At 51.2% G+C, this 25,436-nt stretch carries 24 protein-coding genes; 6 read left to right on the forward strand and 18 right to left on the reverse strand.

What is annotated here, in order from left to right:
• Nucleotides 1-27: 27 nt before the first annotated feature.
• From wecB to rfaH, 16 genes are all read right to left on the reverse strand, one after another.
• The gene (gene wecB / locus AC1RGE_RS16930) at nucleotides 28-1,155 is read right to left on the reverse strand and encodes a non-hydrolyzing UDP-N-acetylglucosamine 2-epimerase (protein WP_011063354.1); all 1,128 of its coding nucleotides are present in this window, start codon (nucleotides 1,153-1,155) and stop codon (nucleotides 28-30) included.
• Nucleotides 1,148-2,158: a nucleoside-diphosphate sugar epimerase/dehydratase gene (locus AC1RGE_RS16935; protein WP_011063353.1), complete on the reverse strand. Its 1,011-nt coding sequence runs from the start codon at nucleotides 2,156-2,158 to the stop codon at nucleotides 1,148-1,150. The genes wecB and AC1RGE_RS16935 overlap by 8 nt, the downstream gene beginning before the upstream one ends.
• Nucleotides 2,159-2,244: 86 nt before the next feature.
• Nucleotides 2,245-3,102: a dTDP-4-dehydrorhamnose reductase family protein gene (locus AC1RGE_RS16940; protein ID WP_011063352.1), complete on the reverse strand. Its 858-nt coding sequence runs from the start codon at nucleotides 3,100-3,102 to the stop codon at nucleotides 2,245-2,247.
• A 1-nt stretch (nucleotide 3,103) separates the two neighbouring features.
• Nucleotides 3,104-4,333: a glycosyltransferase family 4 protein gene (locus AC1RGE_RS16945; RefSeq protein WP_011063351.1), complete on the reverse strand. Its 1,230-nt coding sequence runs from the start codon at nucleotides 4,331-4,333 to the stop codon at nucleotides 3,104-3,106.
• Nucleotides 4,334-4,335: 2 nt separating this feature from the next.
• Nucleotides 4,336-5,529 carry a glycosyltransferase family 4 protein gene (locus tag AC1RGE_RS16950; RefSeq protein ID WP_492584669.1) on the reverse strand — a complete coding sequence of 398 codons (1,194 nt, stop codon included), beginning with the start codon at nucleotides 5,527-5,529 and terminating at the stop codon, nucleotides 4,336-4,338.
• Nucleotides 5,530-5,589: 60 nt separating this feature from the next.
• The gene (locus AC1RGE_RS16955) at nucleotides 5,590-6,405 is read right to left on the reverse strand and encodes a glycosyltransferase family protein (RefSeq protein ID WP_492584671.1); all 816 of its coding nucleotides are present in this window, start codon (nucleotides 6,403-6,405) and stop codon (nucleotides 5,590-5,592) included.
• A gap of 166 nt (nucleotides 6,406-6,571) precedes the next feature.
• On the reverse strand, nucleotides 6,572-7,222 hold the full coding sequence (locus tag AC1RGE_RS16960; protein WP_011063348.1) for a DapH/DapD/GlmU-related protein: 651 nt from the start codon (nucleotides 7,220-7,222) through the stop codon (nucleotides 6,572-6,574).
• A 40-nt stretch (nucleotides 7,223-7,262) separates the two neighbouring features.
• Nucleotides 7,263-8,219 carry a glycosyltransferase family 2 protein gene (locus tag AC1RGE_RS16965; RefSeq protein WP_492584673.1) on the reverse strand — a complete coding sequence of 319 codons (957 nt, stop codon included), beginning with the start codon at nucleotides 8,217-8,219 and terminating at the stop codon, nucleotides 7,263-7,265.
• A complete protein-coding gene (locus AC1RGE_RS16970; RefSeq protein ID WP_401261181.1) occupies nucleotides 8,216-9,526 on the reverse strand; it encodes a hypothetical protein in 1,311 nt (436 codons plus the stop codon). Before AC1RGE_RS16970 ends, AC1RGE_RS16965 begins: the two co-directional genes overlap by 4 nt.
• On the reverse strand, nucleotides 9,523-10,455 hold the full coding sequence (locus tag AC1RGE_RS16975) for an NAD-dependent epimerase/dehydratase family protein (protein ID WP_011063345.1): 933 nt from the start codon (nucleotides 10,453-10,455) through the stop codon (nucleotides 9,523-9,525). Before AC1RGE_RS16975 ends, AC1RGE_RS16970 begins: the two co-directional genes overlap by 4 nt.
• A 6-nt stretch (nucleotides 10,456-10,461) precedes the next feature.
• Complete coding sequence (locus AC1RGE_RS16980; protein ID WP_492584675.1) at nucleotides 10,462-12,168, reverse strand: thiamine pyrophosphate-binding protein; 1,707 nt, start codon at nucleotides 12,166-12,168, stop codon at nucleotides 10,462-10,464.
• A gap of 3 nt (nucleotides 12,169-12,171) precedes the next feature.
• Nucleotides 12,172-13,485, reverse strand: coding sequence for a lipopolysaccharide biosynthesis protein RfbH (gene rfbH, locus AC1RGE_RS16985; protein ID WP_011063343.1), 1,314 nt, complete (start codon nucleotides 13,483-13,485; stop codon nucleotides 12,172-12,174).
• 24 nt (nucleotides 13,486-13,509) lie between these two features.
• Nucleotides 13,510-14,595, reverse strand: a complete 1,086-nt coding sequence (gene rfbG / locus AC1RGE_RS16990; protein ID WP_011063342.1) for a CDP-glucose 4,6-dehydratase — start codon at nucleotides 14,593-14,595, stop codon at nucleotides 13,510-13,512.
• A 2-nt stretch (nucleotides 14,596-14,597) separates the two neighbouring features.
• Nucleotides 14,598-15,371: a glucose-1-phosphate cytidylyltransferase gene (rfbF, locus tag AC1RGE_RS16995; protein WP_011063341.1), complete on the reverse strand. Its 774-nt coding sequence runs from the start codon at nucleotides 15,369-15,371 to the stop codon at nucleotides 14,598-14,600.
• A gap of 12 nt (nucleotides 15,372-15,383) precedes the next feature.
• Nucleotides 15,384-16,373: an FAD-binding oxidoreductase gene (locus AC1RGE_RS17000; protein WP_492584677.1), complete on the reverse strand. Its 990-nt coding sequence runs from the start codon at nucleotides 16,371-16,373 to the stop codon at nucleotides 15,384-15,386.
• Nucleotides 16,374-16,734: 361 nt separating this feature from the next.
• Nucleotides 16,735-17,295 carry a transcription/translation regulatory transformer protein RfaH gene (gene rfaH / locus AC1RGE_RS17005; protein ID WP_492584679.1) on the reverse strand — a complete coding sequence of 187 codons (561 nt, stop codon included), beginning with the start codon at nucleotides 17,293-17,295 and terminating at the stop codon, nucleotides 16,735-16,737.
• Nucleotides 17,296-17,745: 450 nt separating this feature from the next.
• Between rfaH and AC1RGE_RS17010 the strand changes: the two genes are divergently transcribed.
• The gene (locus AC1RGE_RS17010) at nucleotides 17,746-18,390 is read left to right on the forward strand and encodes an MBL fold metallo-hydrolase (RefSeq protein ID WP_492584681.1); all 645 of its coding nucleotides are present in this window, start codon (nucleotides 17,746-17,748) and stop codon (nucleotides 18,388-18,390) included.
• 111 nt (nucleotides 18,391-18,501) lie between these two features.
• Nucleotides 18,502-19,260 carry a YiaD family glycine zipper/OmpA-like lipoprotein gene (locus tag AC1RGE_RS17015; protein WP_011063337.1) on the forward strand — a complete coding sequence of 253 codons (759 nt, stop codon included), beginning with the start codon at nucleotides 18,502-18,504 and terminating at the stop codon, nucleotides 19,258-19,260.
• A 77-nt stretch (nucleotides 19,261-19,337) separates the two neighbouring features.
• Here AC1RGE_RS17015 and AC1RGE_RS17020 read toward each other — a convergent pair whose 3' ends face one another.
• Complete coding sequence (locus AC1RGE_RS17020; protein ID WP_011063336.1) at nucleotides 19,338-19,772, reverse strand: Z-ring associated ZapG family protein; 435 nt, start codon at nucleotides 19,770-19,772, stop codon at nucleotides 19,338-19,340.
• A gap of 144 nt (nucleotides 19,773-19,916) precedes the next feature.
• Here AC1RGE_RS17020 and AC1RGE_RS17025 point away from each other — a divergent pair, with 144 nt between their 5' ends.
• From AC1RGE_RS17025 to zapE, 3 genes are all read left to right on the forward strand, one after another.
• Nucleotides 19,917-20,546, forward strand: coding sequence for an alpha/beta hydrolase (locus AC1RGE_RS17025; RefSeq protein WP_492584683.1), 630 nt, complete (start codon nucleotides 19,917-19,919; stop codon nucleotides 20,544-20,546).
• Between the two features lie 24 nt (nucleotides 20,547-20,570).
• On the forward strand, nucleotides 20,571-21,926 hold the full coding sequence (locus AC1RGE_RS17030) for a tryptophan--tRNA ligase (RefSeq protein WP_015636937.1): 1,356 nt from the start codon (nucleotides 20,571-20,573) through the stop codon (nucleotides 21,924-21,926).
• Between the two features lie 88 nt (nucleotides 21,927-22,014).
• Nucleotides 22,015-23,109, forward strand: coding sequence for a cell division protein ZapE (gene zapE, locus AC1RGE_RS17035; protein ID WP_019093692.1), 1,095 nt, complete (start codon nucleotides 22,015-22,017; stop codon nucleotides 23,107-23,109).
• A 42-nt stretch (nucleotides 23,110-23,151) separates the two neighbouring features.
• Here the strand turns inward: zapE and AC1RGE_RS17040 are convergent, their stop codons facing one another.
• Complete coding sequence (locus AC1RGE_RS17040; RefSeq protein ID WP_169892244.1) at nucleotides 23,152-24,051, reverse strand: GlxA family transcriptional regulator; 900 nt, start codon at nucleotides 24,049-24,051, stop codon at nucleotides 23,152-23,154.
• Between the two features lie 244 nt (nucleotides 24,052-24,295).
• On the opposite strand from AC1RGE_RS17040, the gene AC1RGE_RS17045 reads away from it, so the two are divergent.
• Nucleotides 24,296-25,432 (forward strand): acyl-CoA dehydrogenase family protein, encoded by a 1,137-nt coding sequence (locus tag AC1RGE_RS17045; RefSeq protein ID WP_492584685.1) that lies wholly within the window; start codon nucleotides 24,296-24,298, stop codon nucleotides 25,430-25,432.
• Nucleotides 25,433-25,436 lie beyond the last annotated feature (4 nt).

Here is a 25,436-nt window from a genome sequence, read left to right on the forward strand (position 1 = left end):
TCAGGCTATTACCTGCAAGATGCAGGCTTAGGTTTTACGCCAGACCGTACGATTGATGTAGTCGGTATAGCTGAGCACCACTCGAACGACTTGTAGCGATACCGGTCCACCTTGGTAGTCGGGGACAAGCGGAATTACCCGTTGTTGCCCATTGTGCTGAGCGGTGATGACCTTTACAGCAGCGAGTATCGAAGATTTATCCAGCCCGCTCATGATCAAGGTGCCTTCGTCCATCCCTTCTGGGCGTTCGTGGGCATTGCGTAAAGTTACTGCGGGAAGATTGAGCAGCGAAGCTTCTTCGGTGATGGTGCCACTGTCGGACAGGACGCAGAACGCCGACATCTGCAATTTGATGTAGTCCAGTAGTCCGAAGGGTTTGACGAAGCGGATCAGCGGATGATCCAGTGATTCACCCAATGCTTCCAGGCGTTTACGGGTACGCGGGTGTGTGGAAACGATCAGCGGGTAGCCGTACTCGTCGGCCAGAGCCCGCAGGCTTGCCAGTAGATCGCGAAGATTGTCGGGGGTATCGACGTTCTCTTCGCGATGTGTGCTGACAATGAAGAACTTCCCGGCTTCTAGGCCACTGCGCTCAAGCACATCGGACTTCAGGATCTTGGGCATGTAATAGTCCAGGACTTCCTGCATGTGTGAACCAGTCTTGATGATGGTCTCCGGACGTATGCCTTCGGCGATCAGATAGCGCCGGGCATGTTCGGTCAGCACCATATTGATGTCGGACAAGTGGTCCAGCACCTTGCGGTTCAGTTCTTCAGGTACTCGCTGGTCAAAGCAGCGGTTACCGGCTTCCATGTGGAATACCGGAATTTTGCGCCGTTTGGCTGCAATCACCGCAAGGCAGGTATTGGTGTCGCCATACAGCAAAAGGGCATCAGGTTGTTCGAGTTCAAACACCTGGTCGGCCTTGGCGATAACTTCGGCAATGGTTTGTGCTGCTGTTTCACCGGCAGCGCCAAGGAAATGGTCGGGTTTACGAATCTCCAGGTCATCGAAGAAAACCTGGTTCAGTTCGTAATCGTAGTTTTGCCCCGAATGCACCAGTATGTGATCGACCTGCTTATCCAGCTCGGCAATCACTCGGCTCATCTTGATCAGTTCAGGCCGGGTTCCGACCAGGGTCATGACCTTAAGCATTGAGCTGCTCCTGGATGTAGTCGAGTTTGAGCAGCAGATGCTTGATGCCGGAAATGTCCAGACGTTCTGTATTGTGCGAGGTGTAGTCGTCCAGTTCGGAAATCTTCTCCTCACCCTCTACGAAATACTTCTTGTAGTTCAGGTCACGATTGTCTGCGGGAACCCGATAGTAGCGGCCCATATCCTCGGCTTTGGCCATTTCCTCACGCGATACCAGTGATTCATAGAGTTTTTCGCCATGGCGAGTACCAATCACCCGGACAGGGCTGTCGAGGGAGAACAACTCTTTCAGGGCTTGTGCCAGATCACCAACGGTAGAAGCAGGCGCCTTCTGCACGAACAGATCACCTTGTTGCCCATGTTCAAAAGCATGCAGTACCAGATCCACTGAGTCTTCCAGAGACATAAGGAATCGGGTCATCTGGGGATCTGTCACTGTCAGTGGCTCGCCCTTTCGGAGTTGCTCTACGAATAGCGGAATAACTGAGCCACGGGAAGCCATGACATTGCCGTAGCGTGTTGCGCAGATCACGGTACCGCCTTCCGGGATCATTCTCGACTTGGCTACCATGAGTTTCTCTGCCATGGCTTTGGAGATACCCATGGCATTGATTGGATACACCGCCTTATCGGTACTCAATACCACCACCCGTTTTACTCCACAGGCAATTGCGGCATTAAGTACGTTTTCAGTGCCCTGTACGTTTGTACGCACCGCCTCCATAGGATAAAACTCGCAGGATGGTACTTGCTTGAGCGCTGCTGCATGGAAGACATAGTCAACGCCAACCATGGCCTGCCTCAGGCTGTCCGGATCACGTACGTCGCCAATGTAGAACTTGACTTTGTCGTTCGCCAAGGCGATCCGCATGTCTTCCTGCTTCTTCTCGTCACGGGAAAAAATACGTATTTCGCGCACGTCGGTATTGAGGAAACGTCGCAACACCGTATGACCAAATGAGCCGGTGCCACCGGTGATCATCAATACCTTGTCGTTGAACATAAAACCTTCCAAATCGTGTAAGCCCAGCAACGGGTCAGGAAAAATATTGGTCAACTCCCCGGCAGGGAGCCACCCTTCCAATCGCCTTAGCGATTGGCGTGCATACTTTTGATAAGCTCTGGCCAAGAGGCAGCAATATACCCGGTAGCCTCACGGAAACGTTCACCGTTGAGTGAGCGGTCGATCACTAACGCATCATCAGGTTGGATTTCTATCTCATGGCCATATTCGTTGGCGACCATCCGTAACAAGTCCAACTTGTTAACCGGTGCTGCGGCAACATGATACAACCCACGGAGCTGCGGATGGGGCAGAACGTAGTCTTTCATCACCCGCGCCAACTCTACTGTGGGCAGGCCGGAGAATATGGCTTTGGAGAACCCCTTGACGCAGCCTTGCTGAGACAGGAACCAGTCAACCAGAGCGTTGCTTGATCCTAACTCATGGCCGATGATCGAGGTGCGCAGAGTGATCGCATGAGGCTCATCATGAAGCTCGCCGATGTACTTCGACTTGCCGTACAGATCCTCGGCGTCAGAGATATCCGATTCCAAGTAGCCGCCTTTGTTTCCAGAGAACACGCAGTCGGTACTCACGTGGATCAGTCGCGCGTGCGCTAGGGCGCACAAGCGTGCAAGGCGATGAGGCAGCATGGCGTTGATGGGCAGTGCTGTCAGAGGATCATTGGCATCGGCCAGTTGCTTGATCAAACCGACGCAGTTAATCACCACATCCGGGCGAACCTTCGCCAGTACTGTGGCCAGAGCGTCCTGATCCAGGACATCGACCCCTGTGATCAAGTGTGAGTGATAGGTTTCGGCGAAGTACCGAAGGGCTGATGGGCTGCGCAGCGTGCCCCACGTGTCATGCCCGGTATCACTGCTGAATACGCGAAAAACTGCTTGTCCGAGCATACCCGTGACGCCAAGAACTAATACTTTCATTTCAACCAACCTTACTTTTTGAGTCGTTTTCGAGCAGATCTACCAACACGGAAACCTGTCGGTTCATGTCGAAGTGTTCGTCAAAATATGCTCGGCCTGCGCGTCCCATGGCCTCTCGCTCACTTATGTCCAGCGCCTTCAGGCGACGTATGTTCGCTACCAGAGGTTGCACCTCTTCAGCAGCGGACGTATAGCCGGCTCCGGCCTCAAGTACGATCCTGGCACCTTCACCGTTGATGCTGGCTATGATCGGGCGCCCTGCTGCCAAATAGGCCTGAATTTTACTCGGGATTGTCTGGGCAAAAATGGGCTCATCTGTAAGCGAAACCAACAAAGCAGAGGCTCGCTCGAAAATCTGCGGCATGCTCTCCATTGAAAAGCGACCAGGCAAGATCAGATTGTCCAGGCCGTAAAGTTTCTTTTGGTTCTCAAGCCACTCCAATCGGCTACCGCTGCCGATCAATACCAGGCGAATCGATGAGTCGCTACGTAACTCCAATGCTGTTTGCAGCAGGGTGTCCAGAGACTGCGCGGTGCCAAGGTTACCGGCAAAGACCACACAAAAATGCTGATCGAGCAGATGACTGAGCGAGTCGGGGATCGCGGTTGCAGAAGTAGTCTTAGCGTCGAAAGAGTTTGGGTAATAAATAATCTTTTTTCTGGCGGCGTATTGCGCTACTGGATTGACAAAAGCTTTTGATTGAACCAGCAGAATATCGCAACAGCTATAGATCGCCTTTACCATACAGCCGACTGCTTTGAGCACGTGGCGATTTTTGACAAAGCCTGTCGCAGAAAGGCTTTCGGGCCACAAATCCTGTACCCACAGAGCCAGCTTTGCACCTTTGATCCACTTGAGCAGAATCGCCGGAACCACCTGAGTGATAGGAGAGGGAGCAAAGACCAAGATGGCGTCGAATTGGCGCTTGCGCAGCAACCAAGGAAAACATATCAATCCCAGGAGCATGAACGAAAGATAGTTGAGTGCGAGATTTCTGGCCCCGCCGAGGCCGCGTGGCCATAGAGGTACCCGTACTACCTCGACGGTGTTCTGGAATCGCTCACGCTGTACGCCTCCTGCAGTATAACCGTTAAAAACCCTACCTTCCGGGTAGTTAGGCTTGCCTGTAGCAACAGTTACTTCATGACCTTGTTTTACCAAGTTTGAGACGATGTCATTTATGATGAAACTTTCAGGATAGAAGTACTGACTTAACATCAATATCCGCATTATCAGCCCTTCCTATTTTTGAGAACAGAAAGGAATAGTTCTTTATTCAACTCGACGGATGTGCTGTCAGAGAGTTTTTCAAGAGCTTTTTTATAGACGGATACTCGTTGAGATTGTCGTTCATCTTTTGGAGTTGATGCGAAATTGTCTATTGTTTTTGCAAAAAGTAGAGGATCATCCAAGGAAAGATCCCAGCCTAGGTTCTCCTTCTCAAGGTTTCGCCAAGGTGTTTGATCACTCAGCAATACTGGGGTTCCTACGCTTATTGATTCCGCAACTACATGGCCGTAGTTTTCTCCTTTAGTAGGAAAGAAGAAAAGATCGTAGCTCGCGAAGGTGTCTTTTACATTTTCGGGCATTACATTACCGCAGTAACTCACTTCAATATTGGCTGGCAATTGACGAATATATGACTCGCATTCCATCCAGTACTCCGGATCTTCTTTTGGTCCATAGATGTCTAGTTTGATGTTTTTTGTTACGTGCGCCAAGACTGCCAATGCATAATCCAGATTTTTCATTCGACATATCCGAGAAAGAAAGATAACTCGTAGGGAGGAAGTGTCTGGATTTGTCGGCAATGGTGGAGGTAGATGAGTCTGATCGAGTTTTGTTGGAAGATCGATTGCTACAAAAATATTTTTATCCAATAGCCAGGATAAATTGCGTAACGAGTCATTTTTTTCATATTGGCTGGAGGCATGAAAAGTAATTCCTCGATATATCCAAGAACATAAGCGTATATAAATATTTTTTTTGGTGGTCTTGATACTTAAGGCCCCCTCTGAAAATTCCCCACGGGGTGCCAGGATGATCGGCTTGTCAGTCGACTTTAGAAATTTCCAGCCTAATAAAGGCTTTAACGTAAAATTTGGGTCGAAGAAACTGTTCAGGTAGACCAAATCATGAGGTGTTGAATCTACTACTCTAGCTATACCTCGCACAGTACAGCGATCGGGGGATAGGTAGTAGACATTGGCATTACCTACTTTTTGCCAAGTATTGACGGAGACTGAGCCATATGCCAGAGATTCATCTTGATCGCGATCACGTGTAATGATCCAGAACTCGAAGTGCTCACTGAGATGATCTGCCATGTTGGCTAATGTACGTATTGGTCCGCCAGCTTTGTAGCCTGGAATATAATAACCTAAAAAGGTCAAGACCTTAACTTTGTTTTTTACATCAGGTCTCATAAAATTTCCTATAATTCTGATGATGCTGGCAGAAATCAGTGTGAATTTACTATAAGTGAATTAGCTAAAAAAATTGATTTTAAATTTTATCGTGTGTTTCAAGCGTCGAATGAAAACAACAAGGCCTGCCATTGAAAGTGTCCGACCATTGCTGTGCAAAATTAGAAATGATTTTTGAGCTTCTTGAAAGCTGCTTCTAAACTTGTAAATATCATCAGCTTCTGGATCGCAGGTGAGATCATGCTCGATGGTGTAGTCAAGCAAATAGAAAGACTTGTTCGTTTTTCGATATTGCATCATGAAGTAATCATCAGTTCCATAGAATTTAAGTCGTTTATCATACCCCTTGAAAGTTTCAGTGAAGTATGACCAGCGAATAATCATTCCACTGTTGATCGCTGTGTTGTGTCGTGAGTCCATCAATCCTGGACTCAAGTGCTTGTAGGGGAAGCTTTTGAAAAGAATCTGTTTGCCTGGGCTGACAATCCTATCTTTGAATTTGACGATTGGGAGATACAGATTGGCTGAATTACAGGAGTTCACTGCTTGTTTGTGGGAAATAAATAGCTGTGAGTCGAAAGATGTATCGTGATCGAGCAAAATAATGAAGTCATGTTTTTTTGGGGCTGACTTTATAAAGTTGTTGTATATTTCTGAAAGGCTTTTGTTTTCGGGGGTGTGCTTGTAGATGATATCAAGTTGGCCAGAACGAGCATTTAAGTCATTAAGTTGACTTGGGTCTTTTGCTTGTAGACTGTTATCCCATATAAGTAAGGTTGAGTCTTTTAGTGTGGGGGCCGATTTTAATAGTGATGATATGGTTTCCGATTGGGTGAATGTTTTTTCATATAGTACGATTAGAATGAAGTAATTCATTTTTTATCTCTGAGTCTATAAGTGTTACTTCAGCCTAACGAGGAAGACAGTCCTCGGGATAACAATTTTTACTACCTTGTAGAAGTGGAGCATCATCTCTAAGTAGGTGAATTGGTACGGCCTATCTTAGTTGTGATGGAAAAACGTGCCTGTAAGGTTTTTGAAGTTAAATCAGTATGGCTGTCCATTCCTTTTGTATGTCGTCCCACCTCTTAATAGGTTTTGCGGGTACTCCGACGGCAATGACATTTTTTGGGATGTTTTTTGAAACTACACTGTTTGCCCCGATAATAGATCCACTTCCTATAGATGTATTTGGAAGTATTGTCACGTTATCCCCGATCCATACATTATCTTCAATGATTACATGTCCGGGGCTTGATAGAGGTCGCTCGATAGGTGCTATGTGGGGACTTGAATGAGCTTCTCCGCTATAAACTCCATGAGAATGGTCTGTTATGTGCACCTTGCTTCCTAAAAGTACGTTTCGTCCTATGGAGATTTTGTTAACGCAGGCAAGGTGAACAAAGTCGCTTGCGGAAAAATTATCTCCGATCTCAATGTGTGGCTCAAAAATCTGGTCACGATACTCTGAGATGGCTTCCAACCAAAAGTGATCACCCAGAGAGAAGTTTCCTGCTATTGTTATGTTTTGTATTCCAAGAATTCTAGAATTTGCTCCCAATGTGCATTTTGTTCTTGATCTTGGATTGATCTTTAGGATGAAAAAAACTCTTAATAAGGTCAGTATTCTTTTTGATATTTTATATATTAAAAATACATGATGTTTCTTAAAGGTTTCCAGAATGTGCTTCATTTTGGTTTTTATGATCTCTTTCGGTATTGTCGATTAAGTATTATCGAAAGCGTTTGCTTGTGGCTATGGCGAACTTTAATGCAGACCTTGGAATCATTGTGATCAGTAATACATATATTGCTGGAAAGCCCAGTGAAAATTGGAACGCTTTTTTGAATTTACGATAGATTTCATAGTCTAGAACACCTTGAGCTCTCAAAATCATCATGCCTTTGATAGTGAACGCCTGTGAGATCTGGCCAAAGCCTACACAAGCCTCAAGTTTTTTTTCTAGTGTGTATTTTGCTGGTAAAGAAAAAATGAAATTTACCCATTTTTCTATACCAATATCGAATATTTTTTTTGAACTTGCCCAACTGGTTTTATCGAGGCCTGGTTTATTCAAAGATGTGATCGATACTTCTTTGGCCCAATGAGCATTGAAAGGAATGCGTGATAGATGTTCGAATATTATTCCTGTTTGAAGGAAAGATGTATCACGATATCTTGAAAAATCGGCGGTGGAAATCAGGCTTTTATGGTAGATCAAACAGCTCAAGCAACTCATTAATGCCCCAAGGTCCCCTAATAATTCATTGTGGTTTTTATAGTCGGTAGTAGGGATTTCTAATTTGCTGAATAGATTGCTCACAATTATGTCGTAGGTTGCCTCCTTCTTTAAAAGATTGAGGATGTACGGTATTCCATTTTTTGGCAGAAGATAAGTATCCCCCATTAACCAGATGTAATCTGTATCGGGAACTTTGAGTGCACGCTCGATATTTTCATCTGGGCCCAGGTTGGTTTCGTTTCGATAGTAACTTATTAAAGGGTAGTTCTTTTTCCATTTCTCTACTACTTCGTATGTGTTGTCTGTAGAGGCGTTGTCGCATATGAATACCTGTATGCCGTAAGCCTCAAACAATGGCACATGAGTTTTTAATGAATAGTCTAGGAAGTCGGCGCGATTGTAAGTTGGTATCGATATAGATAGCGCTGAGTTTATTGGGGCACTCATGAGTGTGTTTCCTTGTGTCGAATAAATAAATAGTAAACCCAGGGCAGAACAATCAGATAGGCACTCAGGAATCCCAAGAAAAAATATTCAAATGGTAGATATATCGCAATCAGTGCAGTGGTAATAGATACATAGATACCATTGAAAACAGAAACGGCGACCAGAGGCTCTTTTTTTTGAGCTCTCATATAAACTGCCATGGAGTTAATGGTAAGTTGAGCAAGATAGGCCAAGGCAATAATAAGAAAGGAAGCCGTCGGCAGTAGGCGGTCTAGAATCGGCAGGTAGTCTTGAAAAATACTCAATGCTATGTATAGAGCTGTTATCCCCAAGATATAGGTCATGATCGCAAGAAGAGCGTGCTTGTTAAAGTCGGAGTTAAGTTTGACGTACTCCTTTTGCGCGACATAGATGTTCATTCGAGGGGTTATTATCGTGATCCAGATGTTTGCGATGCTGAATATGGCTAGGCAGACCGCGATAGAGAGACCAACTTTTCCTGCGTCAATCGTGCCGTAGTAATGAAATGCTAGAGGAGTAAATATGGAAAATATAAAGTAGCCGCTGATCCAGCTTATTGCAAAGCGCCATATCAATGGCATGATTTCCCGCATCCAGGGATGAGATTCTCCTGTTGCTTTTTGATAGAGTTGATACAGCATTCTGTTGTAGTGGAACGTGATGAGTGCAGTCCCAGCCAACGCCCCCGCTAGCAGCGAGAGTGAGAGGGCGTAGAGACTTGCCCCCGTAACAAGTAGGATTAGAGTAGTGATAAATGTCACCACACTTATATGAAAACGAATTTTCTGAACGTCTCCTACCGAGTTACAACCTTCGATGAACGATAGCACCATGCTGTTGATGAACACGAAGACTGATGCAGCCCCATAGATGAGCCATGCAAGCTTCCAATCTGTAGTAGTATCTCTCGCGTTTAAAATCGTATAGCCAATAATCAAGACTATAGGGAATACAATCAAAGCCATGAGCGAAGACCACTTCGCTGAAAAACGCAGAAGTGTCGCCAGACGTATCAGGTGGTACTCGTCTCCGGTTATTGTTTTGTCGCTTCTGAAGTTAAGATGCGCAAATTCATGTGCAGAGAATAAAAGTAATATCGCGGAAAAACCCATGTCAGCAAATATTGCCAAGGCGGCCAGGCTAACGAAGGTATACCAATAACCTTGTGCCTCTGGTGTTAAATATAACGGCAGAAGTACAAGCAATAAAGGTCCGGAAAAGAGTCGCCATATCTGATTTATAGCTGTGTGACGAAAGTCTTTATTAAAGAGGCTCTTCAGGTTCATTTTATTCCTGGTATTTTATCAATCTCATAAAACAGCCCATCTAGAGAAGAGAAAACAGGTTCGTATACGAGTTCACTTGGAGCTTTATTCAGTGAGTAGTAATTTAACTTCATTCCTGTGGCATTGAGGCTTTGAAATTCATTTTCTAGTGTATATTTCAATGAGAAACGATCTTGGAATGCTTCTAGTAATGAAATTTTATCAATAGGGGATTTTGTGTAGCAATCAATAGCTTGGTTGAGAAAGTACTTGCTGGAAATTACTTTCTGAACGAGTTGGAAAAAATCTGTGGGAGTGATGAAGTCTCGAGTGATATTTTGGGCAGAGGTATTAAAGACTCTAGCTTGCAGAGTAGCTCTGACCAGATCGGTGATCAAAAACCTTGATTGCATATCGAGGGTATGGCTGAAATAGTTGAAAACTCGGATGTCTATTATTTGATGATGTGGCATGGCTCTATGCTTTGCTTCTGCATAGACCTTGGCAATGGCATACCAATCTGTCGTTTTCAGTTGGTTAATATCAAACTGTGCTGTGGAATGATGAGTGATAGGTGTTTCAAATTGACCGCCGTACACGGCTCCACTACTTAAGAATATGTACTTGCAGGAGGGATGCTTCTGTATATATTCAAGGGCCAAGCCATCGTAGTGCTCTGTGATTTCAAAAATTTGCCCTCCCATTGTTGCCGCTCTGGCGGGGTCACCTACGCCCACAAAATTTAAGATAACATCAAAATTTATATGGTGGGTGAACTCGGTGTACTCCAATACCTGATATTGCTTTTCTTCAATTACTTTTAAAACCAATGCGTCGAGGCTGGAAATGTGTCTGACAAAAAGAGTCAGATGTGTATCTGTCGTTTGTGAAAATGACAAAATAAGATCTTTGGCTATCTGGCTGCTAGCACCTAACATGGCAACATTCATTAGATGCTATCCATCGTGTCGGGGTGATTGCTGGTCAATGGCCCTGCCATATTCAAGTCTTGGTCGGCACTCCCTAGCATCGGACATAGATACTTCCAATAGCAGCGGACGAGGCGATTCCAGAAAGCTTTCCAGTGCAGAGCTAAAAGCTTGCATACTTATTATGGTTTTTGATTCGACGCGGTAGGCCTCCCCGATTTTTTTGAATTGTGATGTGTATCCGTTCCAGTAAGTAGAGGAGTTTCTTCCCTCAAAATACATTTCCTGGAAACCTCGTACCATGCCCAAAGAATGGTTATTCATAACGATTGTCAGGATCGGGAGCTTATCTCTTGCGATAATGTCCAACTCTTGGATATTCAGCTGCGCACCACCATCACCAGTAATGACAATGATTGGCTTCTTTCCTGCGTAGCACGCGCCAATTGCAGCAGGTATTGCAAACCCCATGCTGCCCAGGCCGCCAGAGTGATGCATGGCTTGTTGGGCGTTGAGGCGTAATGTATGTGCAGCCCACATCTGGTTGTTGCCTACATCCAAAATGTAATCCAGTGCTACCCTCTCTGTTAGTTTATTCAGTTGGGTGAACAAGCCAAAGGGGCTGAGGTTCCAAGTGGTATATTCGTCAATAAAAGTTACTCTGAACTTCTCTTTCAATAATGCAGTCCAGACGCTCCAGTCATTGTTGACGGGTATTTGCAATGGGGAGAATCGGGAAAAATACTCGCTCAGTTCAATTTGGTATGAAAAGTCGGCAATGACACGATTGTTTAGCTGCCCTTCCTGCAAGTCTATCTGAATGATTTCGGCGTTCCGAGCGAAGTCTTCTGGTTGTGCTCCAGTCTGACGTACATCCATTCGACTTCCCAGTACCAGCAACAAATCACAGTTTTGCACAGCGTGGTTGGCTGCCCTAGTGCCATAGGCGCCAAGCATTCCCAAGTATAGGTCGCTGGCTTTTATTTTTTCGGCCCCCTTTAAGCTGGCTACATAGGGGATGCCTCTGAGCTCAATCTGTTCTAGCCACTTCTGAAAGCCTGAACTGTTGACAGCCCCACCTCCAATTAGCAGGAGTGGTTTTTTTGCGTTCTGAAGTTTATTTATTATAAAGTCCAGATCACTCATAGCTATTGAAGGGCGTTGGACTTTAGGCTCTGGAGTCATAGGATTGTTGAGCAGGGCTTCGTCGATGTCTGCTCTTTGTATATCCATTGGAATATCAAGTAATACTGGGCCGGGGCGTCCTTCTTTAGCGATCTGGATCGCTTTTCGCAAACAGGGTACCAACTCATCTGCGCTTTTAATCTGATAGGCATATTTGGTAATACTGGTGACCAAGGCTACGCTATCCAGTTCCTGAAAACCCTGCTGACGAATGTCCCTTTTGCCTTTTAGCTCATGGGTGTTGACTTGACCTGTCAGGAAAATGCAGGGGTGGCTATCAAGCCAGCAGTCTGCAATGCCAGTGATCAAGTTGGTCGCACCAGGGCCGCTGGTTGCAAGGGCTAACCCCAGAGTCTTGTGGTGGGTTACTCGAGATACTGCAGATGCAGCAAAGGCGGCGCCTTGTTCATGGTGCATTGAAACCAATTTGGTCTTACCTAATAGATTAATACTATCTACTAGGTGAGTAATCATTCCACCAATCAACTCAAACCCATACAGAACATCATTATCTGCAAGAATTTTTGCTACTGCATCCGAGGCTTTCATAATTTAGAAACCAATCCCGAAGAACTCTTCCAGCTTTTCACCAACAAATTCAAAGTGTTCTTGGCCTAGCGCAGGTTGTACACCCAGCCAGAAAGTTTGATTCATTGTGCGATCTGTATTTGTTAACTCGCCAACGACCCGGTATTCAATATTTTGGAAGTAGGGCTGGCGGGTGAGGTTACCGGCAAACAGCAGCCGTGTACCAATCTTGTTTTGGTCGAGAAATTTGAGCAAGTCTACTCGTTTAACGCCACTGCTCTCTTTGAGGGTGACTGGGAAACCGAACCAGGAAGGTTCACTGTTTGGTGTAGCTTCAGCGATTTCCAAAAACTCTGTCAGGCTGGCCAGACGATCCTTGAGTAGCTTGAAATTACGCTTGCGGGTATCGATGAAGTCCTGAGCGCGCTCAAGTTGGGCTAGGCCGCAGGCTGCCTGCATGTCAGTAATTTTTAGGTTATAGCCCAAGTGCGCATACACATACTTGTGATCGTAACCTTGAGGCAGGCTTCCGTATTGCTGCCCAAAGCGATCACCACAAGTGTTATCGCAACCAGGAGCGCAATAGCAATCACGCCCCCAATCACGAAATGATTCGGCAATTACTTTCAGCAATGGGTTGTTGGTAAATACTGCACCTCCTTCGCCCATGGTGATGTGGTGTGCGGGGTAAAAGCTGAGTGTGGCGATGTCGCCAAAGGTGCCCACCAGTTTGCCGTCATAGGTTGCGCCTAAAGCATCGCAGCAGTCTTCGATCAACCAGAGGTTGTACTTTTCGCAAAGCGCTTTGACTTTGCCCAAATTAAACGGGTTGCCTAGGGTGTGGGCCAGCATGATCGCTTTGGTTTTTGGCGTGATCGCGGCCTCGATCAATTCGGCATTGATGTTGTGGGTTGCCATGTCGACGTCGACGAACACCGGAATAGCGCCAAATTGGACGATGGGATTAACGGTTGTTGGAAAGCCCGCAGCAACACCGATCACCTCATCGCCTTTCTTGATGGCGCGCTCCCCGAGCTTTGGCGAGGTCAGGGTGCTGAAGGCAACCAGATTCGCCGAGGAGCCTGAGTTAACTGAGAGAAGAAATTTCACTCCGAGAAACTCGGCCAGCTTCTTCTCAAACTCGGCATTAAAGCGACCAGTAGTCAACCAGCCATCCAAAGACGCTTCGACCATCAGTTGTAATTCACGTGCGCCAATCACTTTGCCCGAGGGGGGGATGACAGTTTCACCTGCCACGAAAGGTTGGCTCGCCAAAGCGACTTGTGCGTACTGCTCAACGAGCTTACTGATTTCCTGACGGAGCATATCGGGAGTCATGAACGTTCCTGCTTAAAAATTTATTTAGTTGCCGGTGGCATGCATGGCTGACATGTATGCGTGAATTTCGTCGAGGCATTGAGCTTGTATGTCTGCGCCACTTAAGAAGGCTCGGTGCCATTGGACGATACGTGAAAGTGTTTTTTCCAGGTTCCAAGTTGGAGCCCAATTCAGCCGAGCACGCGCCTTGGAGATATCCAGCTTTAGGTAGTTTGCTTCATGGGGGTGAGAGTCGCGATCCAGTTGCCAGTGGGCGCCATCTCCCCAAGAATCGACCATGTAGTTGAGTATCCACTCAACTGGCCGAGCATCCTCATCCTTGGGGCCGAAGTTCCAGCCCTGAGCAAACTGGTGCCCGTTCTTCCATAGATGCTCAGCGAGGACCAGATACCCACTCAAGGGCTCAAGTACGTGCTGCCAGGGACGAGTTGCCTGGGGATTGCGTACTGTTACAGGCTGACCTTTCTCGAATGCTCGCAGGATGTCGGGGATCAGACGATCCTCTGCCCAATCGCCGCCGCCTATAACGTTTCCCGCTCGGGCACTTGCCAGCGCTGCTGCCTGTGGGGTGTTGAAGAATGAATTACGGTAAGAGGCGGTTATCAGTTCCACGCAGCCTTTGCTGTTGCTATACGGGTCATGTCCTCCCATGGGCTCATCTTCGCGGTATCCCCATTCCCACTCCCGGTTCTCATAGCACTTGTCGGTGGTGACGTTGACTATCGCACGCAGGTTTGGGCAAAGGCGGGCGGCTTCAAGAACATGCAAGGTGCCCATCACATTGGTGGCGTAAGTCTCTAAGGGTTCACGATAAGACAAGCGCACCAGTGGTTGGGCTGCCATGTGAATCAGCACGTCTGGATTGAAGCCCACCATGCTGTGGGTGATAGCCTGCAAGTCACGAATGTCACCAATGCAAGATTGCATACCTTTAACAACATTAGCCACATCGAACAGTGCAGGTGTCGTTGGTGGCATCAATGCAAAGCCTTGTACTTGTGCTCCCATGCTTTGTAGCCAAAGCGCCAGCCAGCTGCCTTTGAAGCCTGTATGACCGGTCAGGAAAACTTTCTTGCCTTGCCAAAAGGCCGGAGTAACTGTCGCCTTCATATTCAGTCCCAACTTTTCCATGGGGCCTGGCCCGACTGCCAGAGTTCTTCCAGCAAGTGCTTGTCCCGCAGAGTATCCATGGGTTGCCAAAAGCCAGGGTGCTCGAAAGCCATCAGCTCGCCTTCTTCGGCAAGCCTCATAAGAGGTTCTTGTTCCCAAGTGGTGCTGTCATCGGTCAAGTAGTCGAGCACTTTAGGGGTCAGGATAAAGAAGCCACCATTGATCATGGCTCCATCGCCCTTTGGTTTTTCCTTGAAGTTAAGAACCTGGCCTTTTTTTATGTCCAGGGCACCGAAGCGACCAGGGGGGAAGGTTGCAGTCAAGGTGGCGGCCTTGCCATGTCTTTTGTGAAAGTCAATTGATGCTCTGATGTCCAGATCGCTGACACCGTCGCCATAAGTGAAGCAGAACGATTCTTCATTTTTTACGTAATCAGCCACTCGACGCAGACGCCCCCCAGTCATGGAGTCATCACCTGTATCAATAAGCGTCACATTCCAGGGCTCGGCCCGTTTGTCGTGGACTTCCATTGCGTTGTCACGCATGTTGAAGGTGATGTCTGACATGTGCAGAAAATAGTTAGCGAAGTACTCCTTGATTACATATCCCTTATAACCACAGCAAATGATGAAATCATTGATTCCATGAGATGAGTACATCTTCATGATGTGCCAAAGAATTGGTTTTCCACCAATTTCCACCATGGGCTTTGGACGGACACTGGTTTCTTCACTTAAACGAGTTCCCAGGCCACCGGCCAAAATAACTGCTTTCATGCTTTCTCCGGATTAGTTTGAGCTTACAAAGGCATCGGAATAGAAATTTTTTACAGGCAGGCCGGCTGTCGTCAATATGTCATGCGCGGAGTGAATCATCGCTTCGGAGCCACAGGCATAGACTACGGCGTCGCTCAGTTCGATAGCATCTGCAATCAGAGCATTATGAACATGGCCTCTACGTCCTGACCATTGGATAGGCGCTCGCGACAATACGGGAGTAAAGACCATATCGATTCCGGGAAGCTCTGGACGCCAATAAATATCTGATTCAGTTCTTCCACCCCAGTAGACATGAACGTATTTACCAGTCAGTTGATCTGGGTTTAGTGCTAGAGTCTCTAGTATTGCTTTTACGGGGGCTATGCCGGTCCCTGTAGCTAAGAATACAAGGTGGGTTGCTGCGGAGTTACGCAGGCAGAAGGTTCCCAACGGGCCTTCCAGTCGTAGCAGGTCATTTACCTGGGCCTGGTTAAACCAGTATTGGCTCATGACCCCCTCGTAAACCCGCTTTATGTGGAGTTCAAGCTTTCCGTCGTCTCGCTGAGCATTGGCGATTGAATAACTACGGCGTATTCCTTCCTTTCCGATAATGTCGATATACTGTCCAGAAAGATAAAATAGTGTGCTAGCAGGCGGAGTTCTTAGTAATACCCGAACAATATCTTTGCTCATGAGCTCAATCGAGTCGATCCGGCAAGGTACAGTTTTGATTTTGATGTCTGCAAGTTGGCCAAGGTCCTCGATGTCAAGCTCGATATCGCTTGAAGGGGCTCGACAGCAAGTTAGAATGTAGCCAGCTGTTGAGTCGGTTTCCGTAAGGGCCAGCTCTTCCTGAAGTATGGTCGTCGTACCTTTCAGTAATTTGGCCTTGCAGATTCCACATCGACCAGTTCGGCAGCTGTATTCCAGGATAATATTTTGAGACCTGCCATTGTCGAGCAGGGTTTTTTCTTGCTCTGCAGCGAAGCTTTTGTGATTGGATAAAGTTATGGTATGCATGCTTTAAACATCGCTCTTAATTACGACGTTTTTTCTGAACTTTAAGGTGACACTATCAAGTGTTATAAAAGTTTCCAGCAGAGCGTCGAAGGTTGTCTGTGTAGGCGCCTCTCGGTGATGGAGCCTGCCTATACGTTGTTGTCGATATTCATGAGTCAAGGCATCTCCGCCTCTCTCGCGGGTTGGTTCGTCCTGTAACGGTGTCAGTGTGCTCGAACTAGCATTTTTGACACGCTACCGCCCCAGGATTTGGCGTCGATTCCTGAGAACGATTCTTAGCAATGTTCTCCCGCTGATGCTACAGCCCTGCTGTGGGCGCTTATAGCTCAATGGGAGGGTCTCCATATTAGGCTGAAGGGGCCTAGACCTTGCGAATGCTGGATAGGGGGAGTTCAATCCGCCGCTGCTGATTGAGCAGGGTGAGCAGCAATACAACACGCTCATCACCAATGCTGCTTTCGAATATGGCTTCCAGATCGGCAAAGCAGCCTTCTGTGATGCAAACTCTTGTTCCCTTGTACGGCAACGATGTATCCATGTCTGTTACACGCTGTCGCAAACTCTCTATCAAACTTACTGGCACCGCCAATGGCTGCCCATTGAAGGCGACTAGCCGATTCACCCCTCGTGTCGACCGTAGCGGTGCCCAGCTAGCGTCATGCTCAAGTGCGATAAACAGATAACCTGGGAACAGGGACTCAGTACCGCTTTGTCGACGCCCTTGGACGACGCGTTCACATCCGCGCTGGGGGCGGTAGCAGTGGAAGCCCTGGCGCCGCAGGTTTTCTTCGGCTCGCAGGTCTTGTCGTGGCTTGCATTGCACCAGGTACCAAGTGGTAGAGCTGTCTGGTTGATACGTAGCCATTGAGTCAACAGTCTCTATACACGCCTGCCATTTTGGTAGCTGTGTGATCATATTCATTATTGCAATAGGTCGCGCTACGCTAAGGAGTTCCGACTTTAAGGTTATGAGTAGCGTGATTTCATGCTGCGCATTGTAACCTGCGAGCCGCTCATCCGCACTTAGGCATGTCACGTATTTAGTCGGCCCGCTGGTTGACGGGCCTGTTCTGGATTTCAAGTCAGAGGGGCATTGGAATCACGTATGGTAGTCATCCTGATGCCCGTCTGTAGCGCTTCCCACCTCGCCTGGTTTGGGTCAAGGCGGAGGCGGCTATTGCGAGTGTTTCGAGATGCTGCTGATTAACTGTTGCCGTGTCGAGAGGCTTGCTCGGTTTTTTTGGTGCTCGTCTCATGGCCTTTGTTTTTTCTCACTGCGTGGGGAGGCGATTGAGTTTGCTGCCCTTCACGGGGCGACTTCTCTTTCTTGCATGAAAAGCCTGGTGCAATTCGATTCTGTAGAGAGTTTTATATGAGACCCTTAAAAAGCGCGCTCATCCGCGAAACCTTCCCCGTCGGCCCGCTGCAGTGCAACTGCACCATCATTGGCGACCCGCTGACCAAGAGAGCCCTAGTCGTCGATCCGGGCGGCAACCCCGACCTGATCATGGCGCGCCTGGACGCACTGGGCCTGAAGGTGGTGAGCATCATCCATACCCATGCCCATCTGGATCACTTCCTGGCCTCCGGGCAGATGAAGGAAAAGACCGGCGCCACCCTGCACTTGCACAAGGACGACCAGTTTCTCTGGGACAACCTTGAGATGCAGTGCAGCATGTTCGGCGTGCCCTACACCCCTGTGCCGTCTCCGGATCGCTGGCTGGGTGATGACGAAGAGCTGGCCTGCGGTTGCGGCGTGGCCTTGCACACTCCAGGGCATACCCCAGGTTCCATGAGCTTTTGGTTTTCCGAGGCTAAGCTTCTGATTGCCGGCGACACGCTGTTCAAGCGCGGGGTCGGACGCACGGATTTGTGGGGTGGCGACCAGGCCACGCTGGTGCGTTCGATCAAGCAACGTCTCTATACCCTCGACGAAGACGCCACGGTGGTTGCCGGGCACGGCCCAGACACCCGGCTGGGAGACGAAATGCGCCAGAACCCGTTCGTGCGAGCCTGACTATTTGCCCGTCGGTTCACGGAATTTTTGCCGTTCTGCGTGTTCCAACGCCAGCAAAGGTCCATTGCCAACGTCCGCTGCACCACAGAATGCAAAATGTAGGAGCTTTCCATGTTCACCTCACGTCGTTTGATTGTTGTCGCTACTGCTGTGGCCTTGTTGTCCGGCTGCGCTTCGCCTAACCCCTATGACAACCAGGGGCAGGCCGACGGCGGCTCGTCTGGCATGAGTAAAACCGCCAAATACGGTGGGCTGGGAGCCTTGGCCGGTGCGTTGGCTGGCGCTGCCATCGACCACAACAACCGTGGCAAGGGGGCCCTGATCGGTGCTGCAGTGGTCGGTGCTTCCGCTGCAGGTTATGGCTACTACGCTGACCAGCAGGAGAAAAAACTGCGCGCCAGCATGGCTAATACCGGGGTTGAGGTGCAGCGCCAGGGCGATCAGATCAAGCTGATCATGCCGGGCAATATCACCTTCGCCACTGACTCGGCGAATATCGCGCCCAGCTTCTACCAGCCCCTGAACAACCTGGCCAACTCCCTGCGTGAGTTCAACCAGAACCAGATCGAGATCGTCGGCTACACCGACAGCACCGGCAGCCGTCAGCACAACATGGATCTGTCCCAGCGTCGCGCCCAGAGCGTAGCGACCTACCTGACGTCCCAGGGGGTCAGCGGTTCCAACCTGTCCGCTCGTGGCGCCGGTCCGGACAACCCGATCGCCAGCAACGCCGATGTCAACGGCCGTGCGCAGAACCGTCGGGTCGAGGTCAACCTCAAGGCGATTCCGGGCCAGCAATACCAGCAACCGAACCAGCAGTACCAGCAGCCCTATCAGCAGCAAGGTCAGCAATACCAGCAGTATCCCTGACCAGACTGGCTGAACCCCAGGCATAAAAAAGCCCGCCCGATGCAGATCGGGCGGGCTTTTTTAATGGCTGAGGCGTATTACTTCTTCAGGCCATATTGTTCGTCGAGCATGCCTGGGGCATTCGGCGTCTTCGGCGCGTAGTCCCGTGGTGGTTCCTGGTCCCGTGGAGGGGTCAGGCGCTCACGTGGAGCCTGCACCGACTCCGAGTGCAAGGCGGCCAGCAGGCGCTGGCGGGTCAGTTCGTCCAAGGCCAGGCGATTGGCGCCCTCGGCGAGGTGATCCTGCACTTCCTGGTAACTCTGGGTCAGTTTCTTGACCAGGGTTGCGGTGCTGTTGAAGTGAGTGACCACTTCATTCTGATAATTGTCGAAACGTTCCTGAATATCATCCAACTGACGCTGCGTGCGGTTAGGCGCGGCATTGGGCAGCAGGCGAGCGACCAGGAATCCAATGGCGACACCCGCGACCAGGGCAAGAGTCGGCAACAACCAAACTAAGAGCGAGTGTTCCACGAGTCCTTCCTCTATAAACGGCTTTGCTTTACGTTAACGGCTCGAACCTGCGCTGTATACCGCGATTCACTCGCAATAGATTGGCACAGACCTTTTGCTAGACGAGTCGACCCCCTTCGAGGTCACGGAGTTCCTTCCTTGCTTATGCGTGAAACCCCTGTAGTGATTGCCGGCCCGGTGGGCCAAATCGAAGCCCTGTATCTGCAGGTGCCCGATGCTCGTGGGATGGCGCTGATCTGCCACCCCAATCCGGTGCAGGGCGGCACCATGCTCAATAAGGTGGTGTCCACCCTGCAGCGCACTGCGCGGGATGCCGGCCTGACCACTCTGCGCTTCAACTACCGTGGCGTGGGCGCCAGTGAAGGCAGCCACGACATGGGCAGCGGTGAAGTCGACGATGCCCAGGCGGCAGCCCAGTGGTTGCAGACCCAGCATCCGCAACTGCCTTTGACCTTGTTCGGGTTCTCCTTTGGCGGTTTTGTCGCGGCCAGCCTTGGCGGACGCCTGGAAGCCCAGGGCGCGCAGCTCAAGCACCTGTTCATGGTGGCACCGGCGGTCACCCGTCTGAGTGATAGCGACCAGCTGCCGCAGAACTGCCCGTTGACCCTGATCCAGCCGGAAACCGATGAAGTCATCGACCCTCAGGCTGTCTACGGCTGGTCCGACGCGCTTGTTCGTCCCCATGAGCTGCTGAAAGTGGCAGAATGCGGGCACTTTTTTCATGGCAAGCTCACCGACCTGAAAGATCTGGTGCTGCCGCGACTTTCGAATTGATAGCAGTCTGATAAGCGATTACCCATGACTACTCGTACGCGTATCCTCACCGGCATCACCACCACCGGCACTCCGCACCTGGGCAACTATGCCGGTGCGATCCGCCCGGCGATCGTCGCCAGCCGCGACAGCAATGCCGACTCCTTCTACTTTCTGGCCGACTACCACGCATTGATCAAGTGCGATGACCCGTTGCGCATCCAGCGTTCGCGCCAGGAAATCGCCGCCACCTGGTTGGCCGGTGGCCTGGATGTGGAACGCGTGACTTTCTATCGCCAGTCGGACATCCCGGAGATCCCCGAGCTGACCTGGCTGTTGACCTGCGTGGCGGCCAAGGGGCTGCTCAACCGTGCCCATGCCTATAAGGCTTCGGTGGACAAGAATGTCGAGGCCGGTGAAGACCCGGACGCCGGCATCACCATGGGCTTGTACAGCTACCCGGTACTGATGGCGGCGGACATCCTGATGTTCAACGCGCACAAGGTGCCGGTGGGCCGCGACCAGATCCAGCACGTGGAAATGGCCCGGGACATTGGCCAGCGTTTCAACCACCTGTTCGGCCAGGGCAAGGAGTTCTTCACCATGCCCGAGGCGCTGATCGAGGAAAGCGTTGCCACCTTGCCAGGCCTGGATGGCCGCAAGATGTCCAAGAGTTACGACAACACCATCCCGCTGTTCACCAGCGCCAAGGACATGAAGGACGCGATCTCGCGGATCGTCACCGACTCCAAGGCGCCAGGCGAGGCCAAGGATCCGGACAACTCTCATTTGTTCACCCTGTACCAGGCGTTCTCCACCCCTGCGCAAGCCGCCGAGTTCCGCAGCGAGCTGCTTCAGGGCCTGGGTTGGGGCGAAGCCAAGAACCGCCTGTTCCAATTGCTGGATGCCGAACTGGGCGAAGCCCGCGAGCGTTATCATCAACTGATCGCACGCCCTTCGGACCTGGAAGACATCTTGCGTGCCGGCGCCGTCAAGGCCCGTGCCGTGGCCACGCCGTTCCTCAACGAACTGCGCGAAGCCGTGGGCCTGCGCTCTTTCGCCGCCCAGGTACAGGTGGCAGCCACCACCAAGAAAAAAGCCGCCAAGGCCGCGCGTTTCATCAGCTTTCGAGAGGATGACGGCAGCTTCCGTTTCCGTTTGCTGTCGGCCGATGGCGAGCAACTGCTGCTGTCGCGTAATTTCGCTGATGGCAAGGCTGCAGGTGCTGTCACCAAGCAACTGCAATCGGGCCAGGAGCTGGATCTGCGGACCGAGGGCAATGCATTCGGTATCTGGCTGGACGGCGCCTGTGTGGCGGACAGCCCGGACTTTGCCGATGCCAGCGCCCGTGACGCGGCTGTAGATGCACTGCGCATCGCTCTGACCCCGGCGCAGGACTAATCGGCATCTTCCCGACCAAGGGCTGATTGCCATTCCCCAGGGCCGTCGCTAAAGTGACGGCCCGTTTTTGTTGCCTTGCTAACGAATTATGACGCCCCTAGAACGATACCAAGCAGATCTGAAACGCCCGGATTTCTTTCATGATGCGGCACAGGAAACGGCTGTGCGTCATCTGCAGCGCCTGTATGACGATCTGATCGCGGCCGAGCAAAACAAGCCGGGCCTGCTCGGCAAGCTTTTTGGCAAGAAGGATCAGACGCCGGTCAAGGGTCTGTATTTCTGGGGCGGAGTGGGGCGCGGTAAGACCTATCTGGTGGACACCTTCTTCGAAGCCTTGCCGTTCAAGGAAAAGGTACGCACGCACTTTCACCGTTTCATGAAGCGCGTACACGAAGAAATGAAGACCCTGGGCGGTGAGAAGAACCCGTTGACCATCATCGCCAAGCGTTTCTCGCAAGAGGCGCGGGTGATCTGCTTCGACGAATTCTTCGTGTCTGACATTACTGACGCGATGATTCTTGGCACCCTCATGGAGGAGCTGTTCAAGAATGGCGTGACCCTGGTCGCCACTTCGAACATCGTCCCCGACGGCTTGTACAAGGATGGCTTGCAGCGCGCGCGCTTCCTGCCGGCGATTGCCCTGATCAAGCAGAACACCGAGATCGTCAACGTCGACAGCGGTGTCGACTACCGCCTGCGTCACCTGGAGCAGGCGGAGCTGTTCCACTATCCATTGAACGAAGAAGCACAGGAAAGCTTGCGCAAGAGCTTCCGGGCGTTGACGCCGGAGTGCACCCAGGCGGTGGAAAACGATGTGTTGATCATCGAGAACCGCGAGATCCGCGCATTGCGTACCTGCGATGATGTGGCCTGGTTCGACTTCCGGGAACTGTGCGACGGCCCGCGCAGCCAAAACGACTACATCGAGCTGGGCAAGATCTTCCATGCCGTGTTGCTCAGTGGCGTGGAGCAGATGAGCGTCACCACCGACGACATCGCCCGGCGCTTTATCAACATGGTCGACGAGTTCTACGACCGCAACGTCAAGCTGATCATTTCCGCCGAGGTCGAACTCAAGGACCTCTACACCGGTGGCCGCCTGACGTTCGAGTTCCAGCGCACCCTTAGCCGCCTGCTGGAGATGCAGTCCCACGAGTTCCTGTCGCGGGCGCACAAGCCATAAGCGTTGCCAGATGAAAAAGGGCCTGCATTGCAGGCCCTTTTTTTATGCCGCCTGTTGCTGGAACTGTTGGCGGTACTGGTTGGGTGAAAGTTCGGTGTGCTGGCGGAACAGTCGGGCGAAGAAACTGGCGTCGTCGTAGCCGACTTCGTAGCTGATGGTCTTGATGCTCTTGCGCGTTCCCGAGAGCAGGCCCTTGGCGGTTTCGATGCGCAGGCGCTGCAGGTAATGCAGGGGCTTGTCGCCGGTGGCGGTCTGGAAACGGCGCATGAAGTTGCGAATGCTCATGCCGTGCTCGCGGGCCACGTCCTCGAAGCGGAACTTGTCGGCGAAGTGCTCTTCGAGCCAGTGCTGGATCTGCAGGATGATCACATCCTGATGCAGCTTCTGGCCGCCGAAGCCGATGCGCCCTGGGGCGTAGCTGCGCTGTACCTCATAGAGAATGTCCCGGGCCACGGCCTGGGCCACGTTGGCACCGCAGAAGCGTTCGATCAGGTAGATGTACAGGTCGCAGGCCGAGGTGGTACCGCCCGCGCAGTAGAGGTTGTCGGCGTCGGTCAGGTGCTTGTCCTGATTGAGCTGGACCTTGGGGAAGCGCTCATTGAAGGCGCTGAAGAAGCGCCAGTAGGTAGTGGCTTCCTTGCCATCGAGCAAGCCGGCTTCCGCCAGCCAGAACACCCCGGTGGCTTCGCCGCAGAGCACCGCGCCGCGAGCGTGCTGGGCGCGCAGCCAGGGCAAGATCTGCGGGTAACGCTGGCACAGGGTGTCGAAGTCGTCCCAGAACGCCGGGAGGATGATGATATCGGTGTCTTCCAGCGGGCCGTCCACCGGCATGATCACGTCGCTGAAACTGCATACGGGTTGACCGTCGGGGCTGACCAGGCGGGTTTCGAACGCCGGGGTCAGGCCTTGGCCCAGTTGTTTGCCGTAGCGCAGGCTGGCCAGATGGAAGAAATCCTTGGCTTGCATGAGGGTGGAAGCGAAAACCCGGTCGATAGCCAGGATGCTGACGCGCCGCAAGGGCGTGGAGGTTTGGTTAGACATAATTCAATTGTTCTTATAGGGGAAAGTGGTCACCAGACGGCTGGATCGTCTTATTTTTTGTCGGATGTGTCCAGTGTCCCGTGCAGGTGGCTAGCCTTAGGCTCTGGCAGCCAACCCATGATCAATAACCATCACAGGTGCCTGCATGATCCCTAGAACCTTGTTCAGCTCCGAGCACGAACTCTTCCGTGACAGCGTGCGTACATTCCTTGAGAAAGAGGCAGTGCCCTTCCATGGAGAATGGGAAAAACAGGGCTATATCGACCGTCAGTTGTGGAGCAAGGCGGGGGAGGCCGGAATGCTGTGTTCGCACATTCCCGAGGAGTACGGCGGCCTGGGGGCGGACTTTCTCTACAGCGCGGTGGTGATCGAGGAGATTGGCCGGCTGGGGCTGACGGGCATTGGTTTTTCCCTGCATTCGGACATTGTCGCGCCCTACATCCTGCATTACGGCAGTGAATCGCTGAAGCACAAGTACCTGCCCCGGCTGGTCTCGGGGGAAATGGTCACGGCCATTGCCATGACCGAGCCGGGGGCGGGCTCCGACCTGCAAGGGGTGAAGACCACGGCAGTGCTCGACGGCGACGAATACGTGATCAATGGTTCCAAGACCTTTATTACCAACGGCTACCTGGCGGACCTGGTGATAGTCGTGGCCAAGACCGATCCCAAGGCCGGAGCCAAGGGCACCAGCCTGTTTCTGGTTGAGGCCGATACTCCCGGGTTCTCCAAGGGCAAGCGCCTGGAGAAAGTGGGAATGAAGGCTCAGGACACCTCCGAGCTGTTCTTCCAGGATGTGCGAGTACCCAAGGAGAATCTGCTGGGGCAGGCTGGGGCAGGTTTTGCCTATTTGATGCAGGAGTTGCCCCAGGAGCGCCTGACCGTGGCCATTGGTGGCCTGGCCAGTGCCGAGGCGGCGTTGCAGTGGACCCTGGAATACACCCGCGAACGCAAAGCCTTTGGCAAGGCAATTGCCGATTTCCAGAACAGCCGTTTCAAGCTGGCGGAAATGGCCACGGAAATTCAGGTCGGCCGGGTATTTGTCGATCGCTGCCTGGAGCTGCACTTGCAGGGCAAGCTCGATGTGCCGACGGCGGCCATGGCCAAGTACTGGGGGACTGACCTGCAGTGCAAGGTGCTTGATGAATGCGTGCAGTTGCACGGCGGCTACGGCTTCATGTGGGAGTACCCGGTGGCCCGGGCCTGGGCCGATGCCCGGGTGCAGCGCATTTATGCCGGGACCAACGAGATCATGAAGGAGATCATTGCCCGCTCACTATAGGGAG

Source organism: Pseudomonas sp. GW823-FHT02C05, from assembly GCF_058797595.1.

Excerpts from the sequence above, each read along its gene's own strand:
- AC1RGE_RS16935 (WP_011063353.1), bottom strand. The coding sequence starts at position 2,158 with ATGTTCAACGACAAGGTATTGATGATCACCGGTGGCACCGGCTCATTT.
- AC1RGE_RS16975 (WP_011063345.1), bottom strand. The coding sequence starts at position 10,455 with ATGAATGTTGCCATGTTAGGTGCTAGCAGCCAGATAGCCAAAGATCTT.
- AC1RGE_RS16950 (WP_492584669.1), bottom strand. The coding sequence starts at position 5,529 with ATGAGACCTGATGTAAAAAACAAAGTTAAGGTCTTGACCTTTTTAGGT.
- AC1RGE_RS16960 (WP_011063348.1), bottom strand. The coding sequence starts at position 7,222 with ATGAAGCACATTCTGGAAACCTTTAAGAAACATCATGTATTTTTAATA.
- AC1RGE_RS16965 (WP_492584673.1), bottom strand. The coding sequence starts at position 8,219 with ATGAGTGCCCCAATAAACTCAGCGCTATCTATATCGATACCAACTTAC.
- AC1RGE_RS17015 (WP_011063337.1), top strand. The coding sequence starts at position 18,502 with ATGTTCACCTCACGTCGTTTGATTGTTGTCGCTACTGCTGTGGCCTTG.
- rfbF (WP_011063341.1), bottom strand. The coding sequence starts at position 15,371 with ATGAAAGCAGTTATTTTGGCCGGTGGCCTGGGAACTCGTTTAAGTGAA.
- AC1RGE_RS16955 (WP_492584671.1), bottom strand. The coding sequence starts at position 6,405 with ATGAATTACTTCATTCTAATCGTACTATATGAAAAAACATTCACCCAA.
- AC1RGE_RS17000 (WP_492584677.1), bottom strand. The coding sequence starts at position 16,373 with ATGCATACCATAACTTTATCCAATCACAAAAGCTTCGCTGCAGAGCAA.
- rfbH (WP_011063343.1), bottom strand. The coding sequence starts at position 13,485 with ATGACTCCCGATATGCTCCGTCAGGAAATCAGTAAGCTCGTTGAGCAG.
- AC1RGE_RS16970 (WP_401261181.1), bottom strand. The coding sequence starts at position 9,526 with ATGAACCTGAAGAGCCTCTTTAATAAAGACTTTCGTCACACAGCTATA.
- AC1RGE_RS16945 (WP_011063351.1), bottom strand. The coding sequence starts at position 4,333 with ATGCGGATATTGATGTTAAGTCAGTACTTCTATCCTGAAAGTTTCATC.
- zapE (WP_019093692.1), top strand. The coding sequence starts at position 22,015 with ATGACGCCCCTAGAACGATACCAAGCAGATCTGAAACGCCCGGATTTC.
- AC1RGE_RS16980 (WP_492584675.1), bottom strand. The coding sequence starts at position 12,168 with ATGAAAGCCTCGGATGCAGTAGCAAAAATTCTTGCAGATAATGATGTT.
- AC1RGE_RS17030 (WP_015636937.1), top strand. The coding sequence starts at position 20,571 with ATGACTACTCGTACGCGTATCCTCACCGGCATCACCACCACCGGCACT.
- wecB (WP_011063354.1), bottom strand. The coding sequence starts at position 1,155 with ATGCTTAAGGTCATGACCCTGGTCGGAACCCGGCCTGAACTGATCAAG.
- rfbG (WP_011063342.1), bottom strand. The coding sequence starts at position 14,595 with ATGAAGGCGACAGTTACTCCGGCCTTTTGGCAAGGCAAGAAAGTTTTC.
- AC1RGE_RS17045 (WP_492584685.1), top strand. The coding sequence starts at position 24,296 with ATGATCCCTAGAACCTTGTTCAGCTCCGAGCACGAACTCTTCCGTGAC.
- rfaH (WP_492584679.1), bottom strand. The coding sequence starts at position 17,295 with ATGAATATGATCACACAGCTACCAAAATGGCAGGCGTGTATAGAGACT.
- AC1RGE_RS17010 (WP_492584681.1), top strand. The coding sequence starts at position 17,746 with ATGAGACCCTTAAAAAGCGCGCTCATCCGCGAAACCTTCCCCGTCGGC.
- AC1RGE_RS17025 (WP_492584683.1), top strand. The coding sequence starts at position 19,917 with ATGCGTGAAACCCCTGTAGTGATTGCCGGCCCGGTGGGCCAAATCGAA.
- AC1RGE_RS16940 (WP_011063352.1), bottom strand. The coding sequence starts at position 3,102 with ATGAAAGTATTAGTTCTTGGCGTCACGGGTATGCTCGGACAAGCAGTT.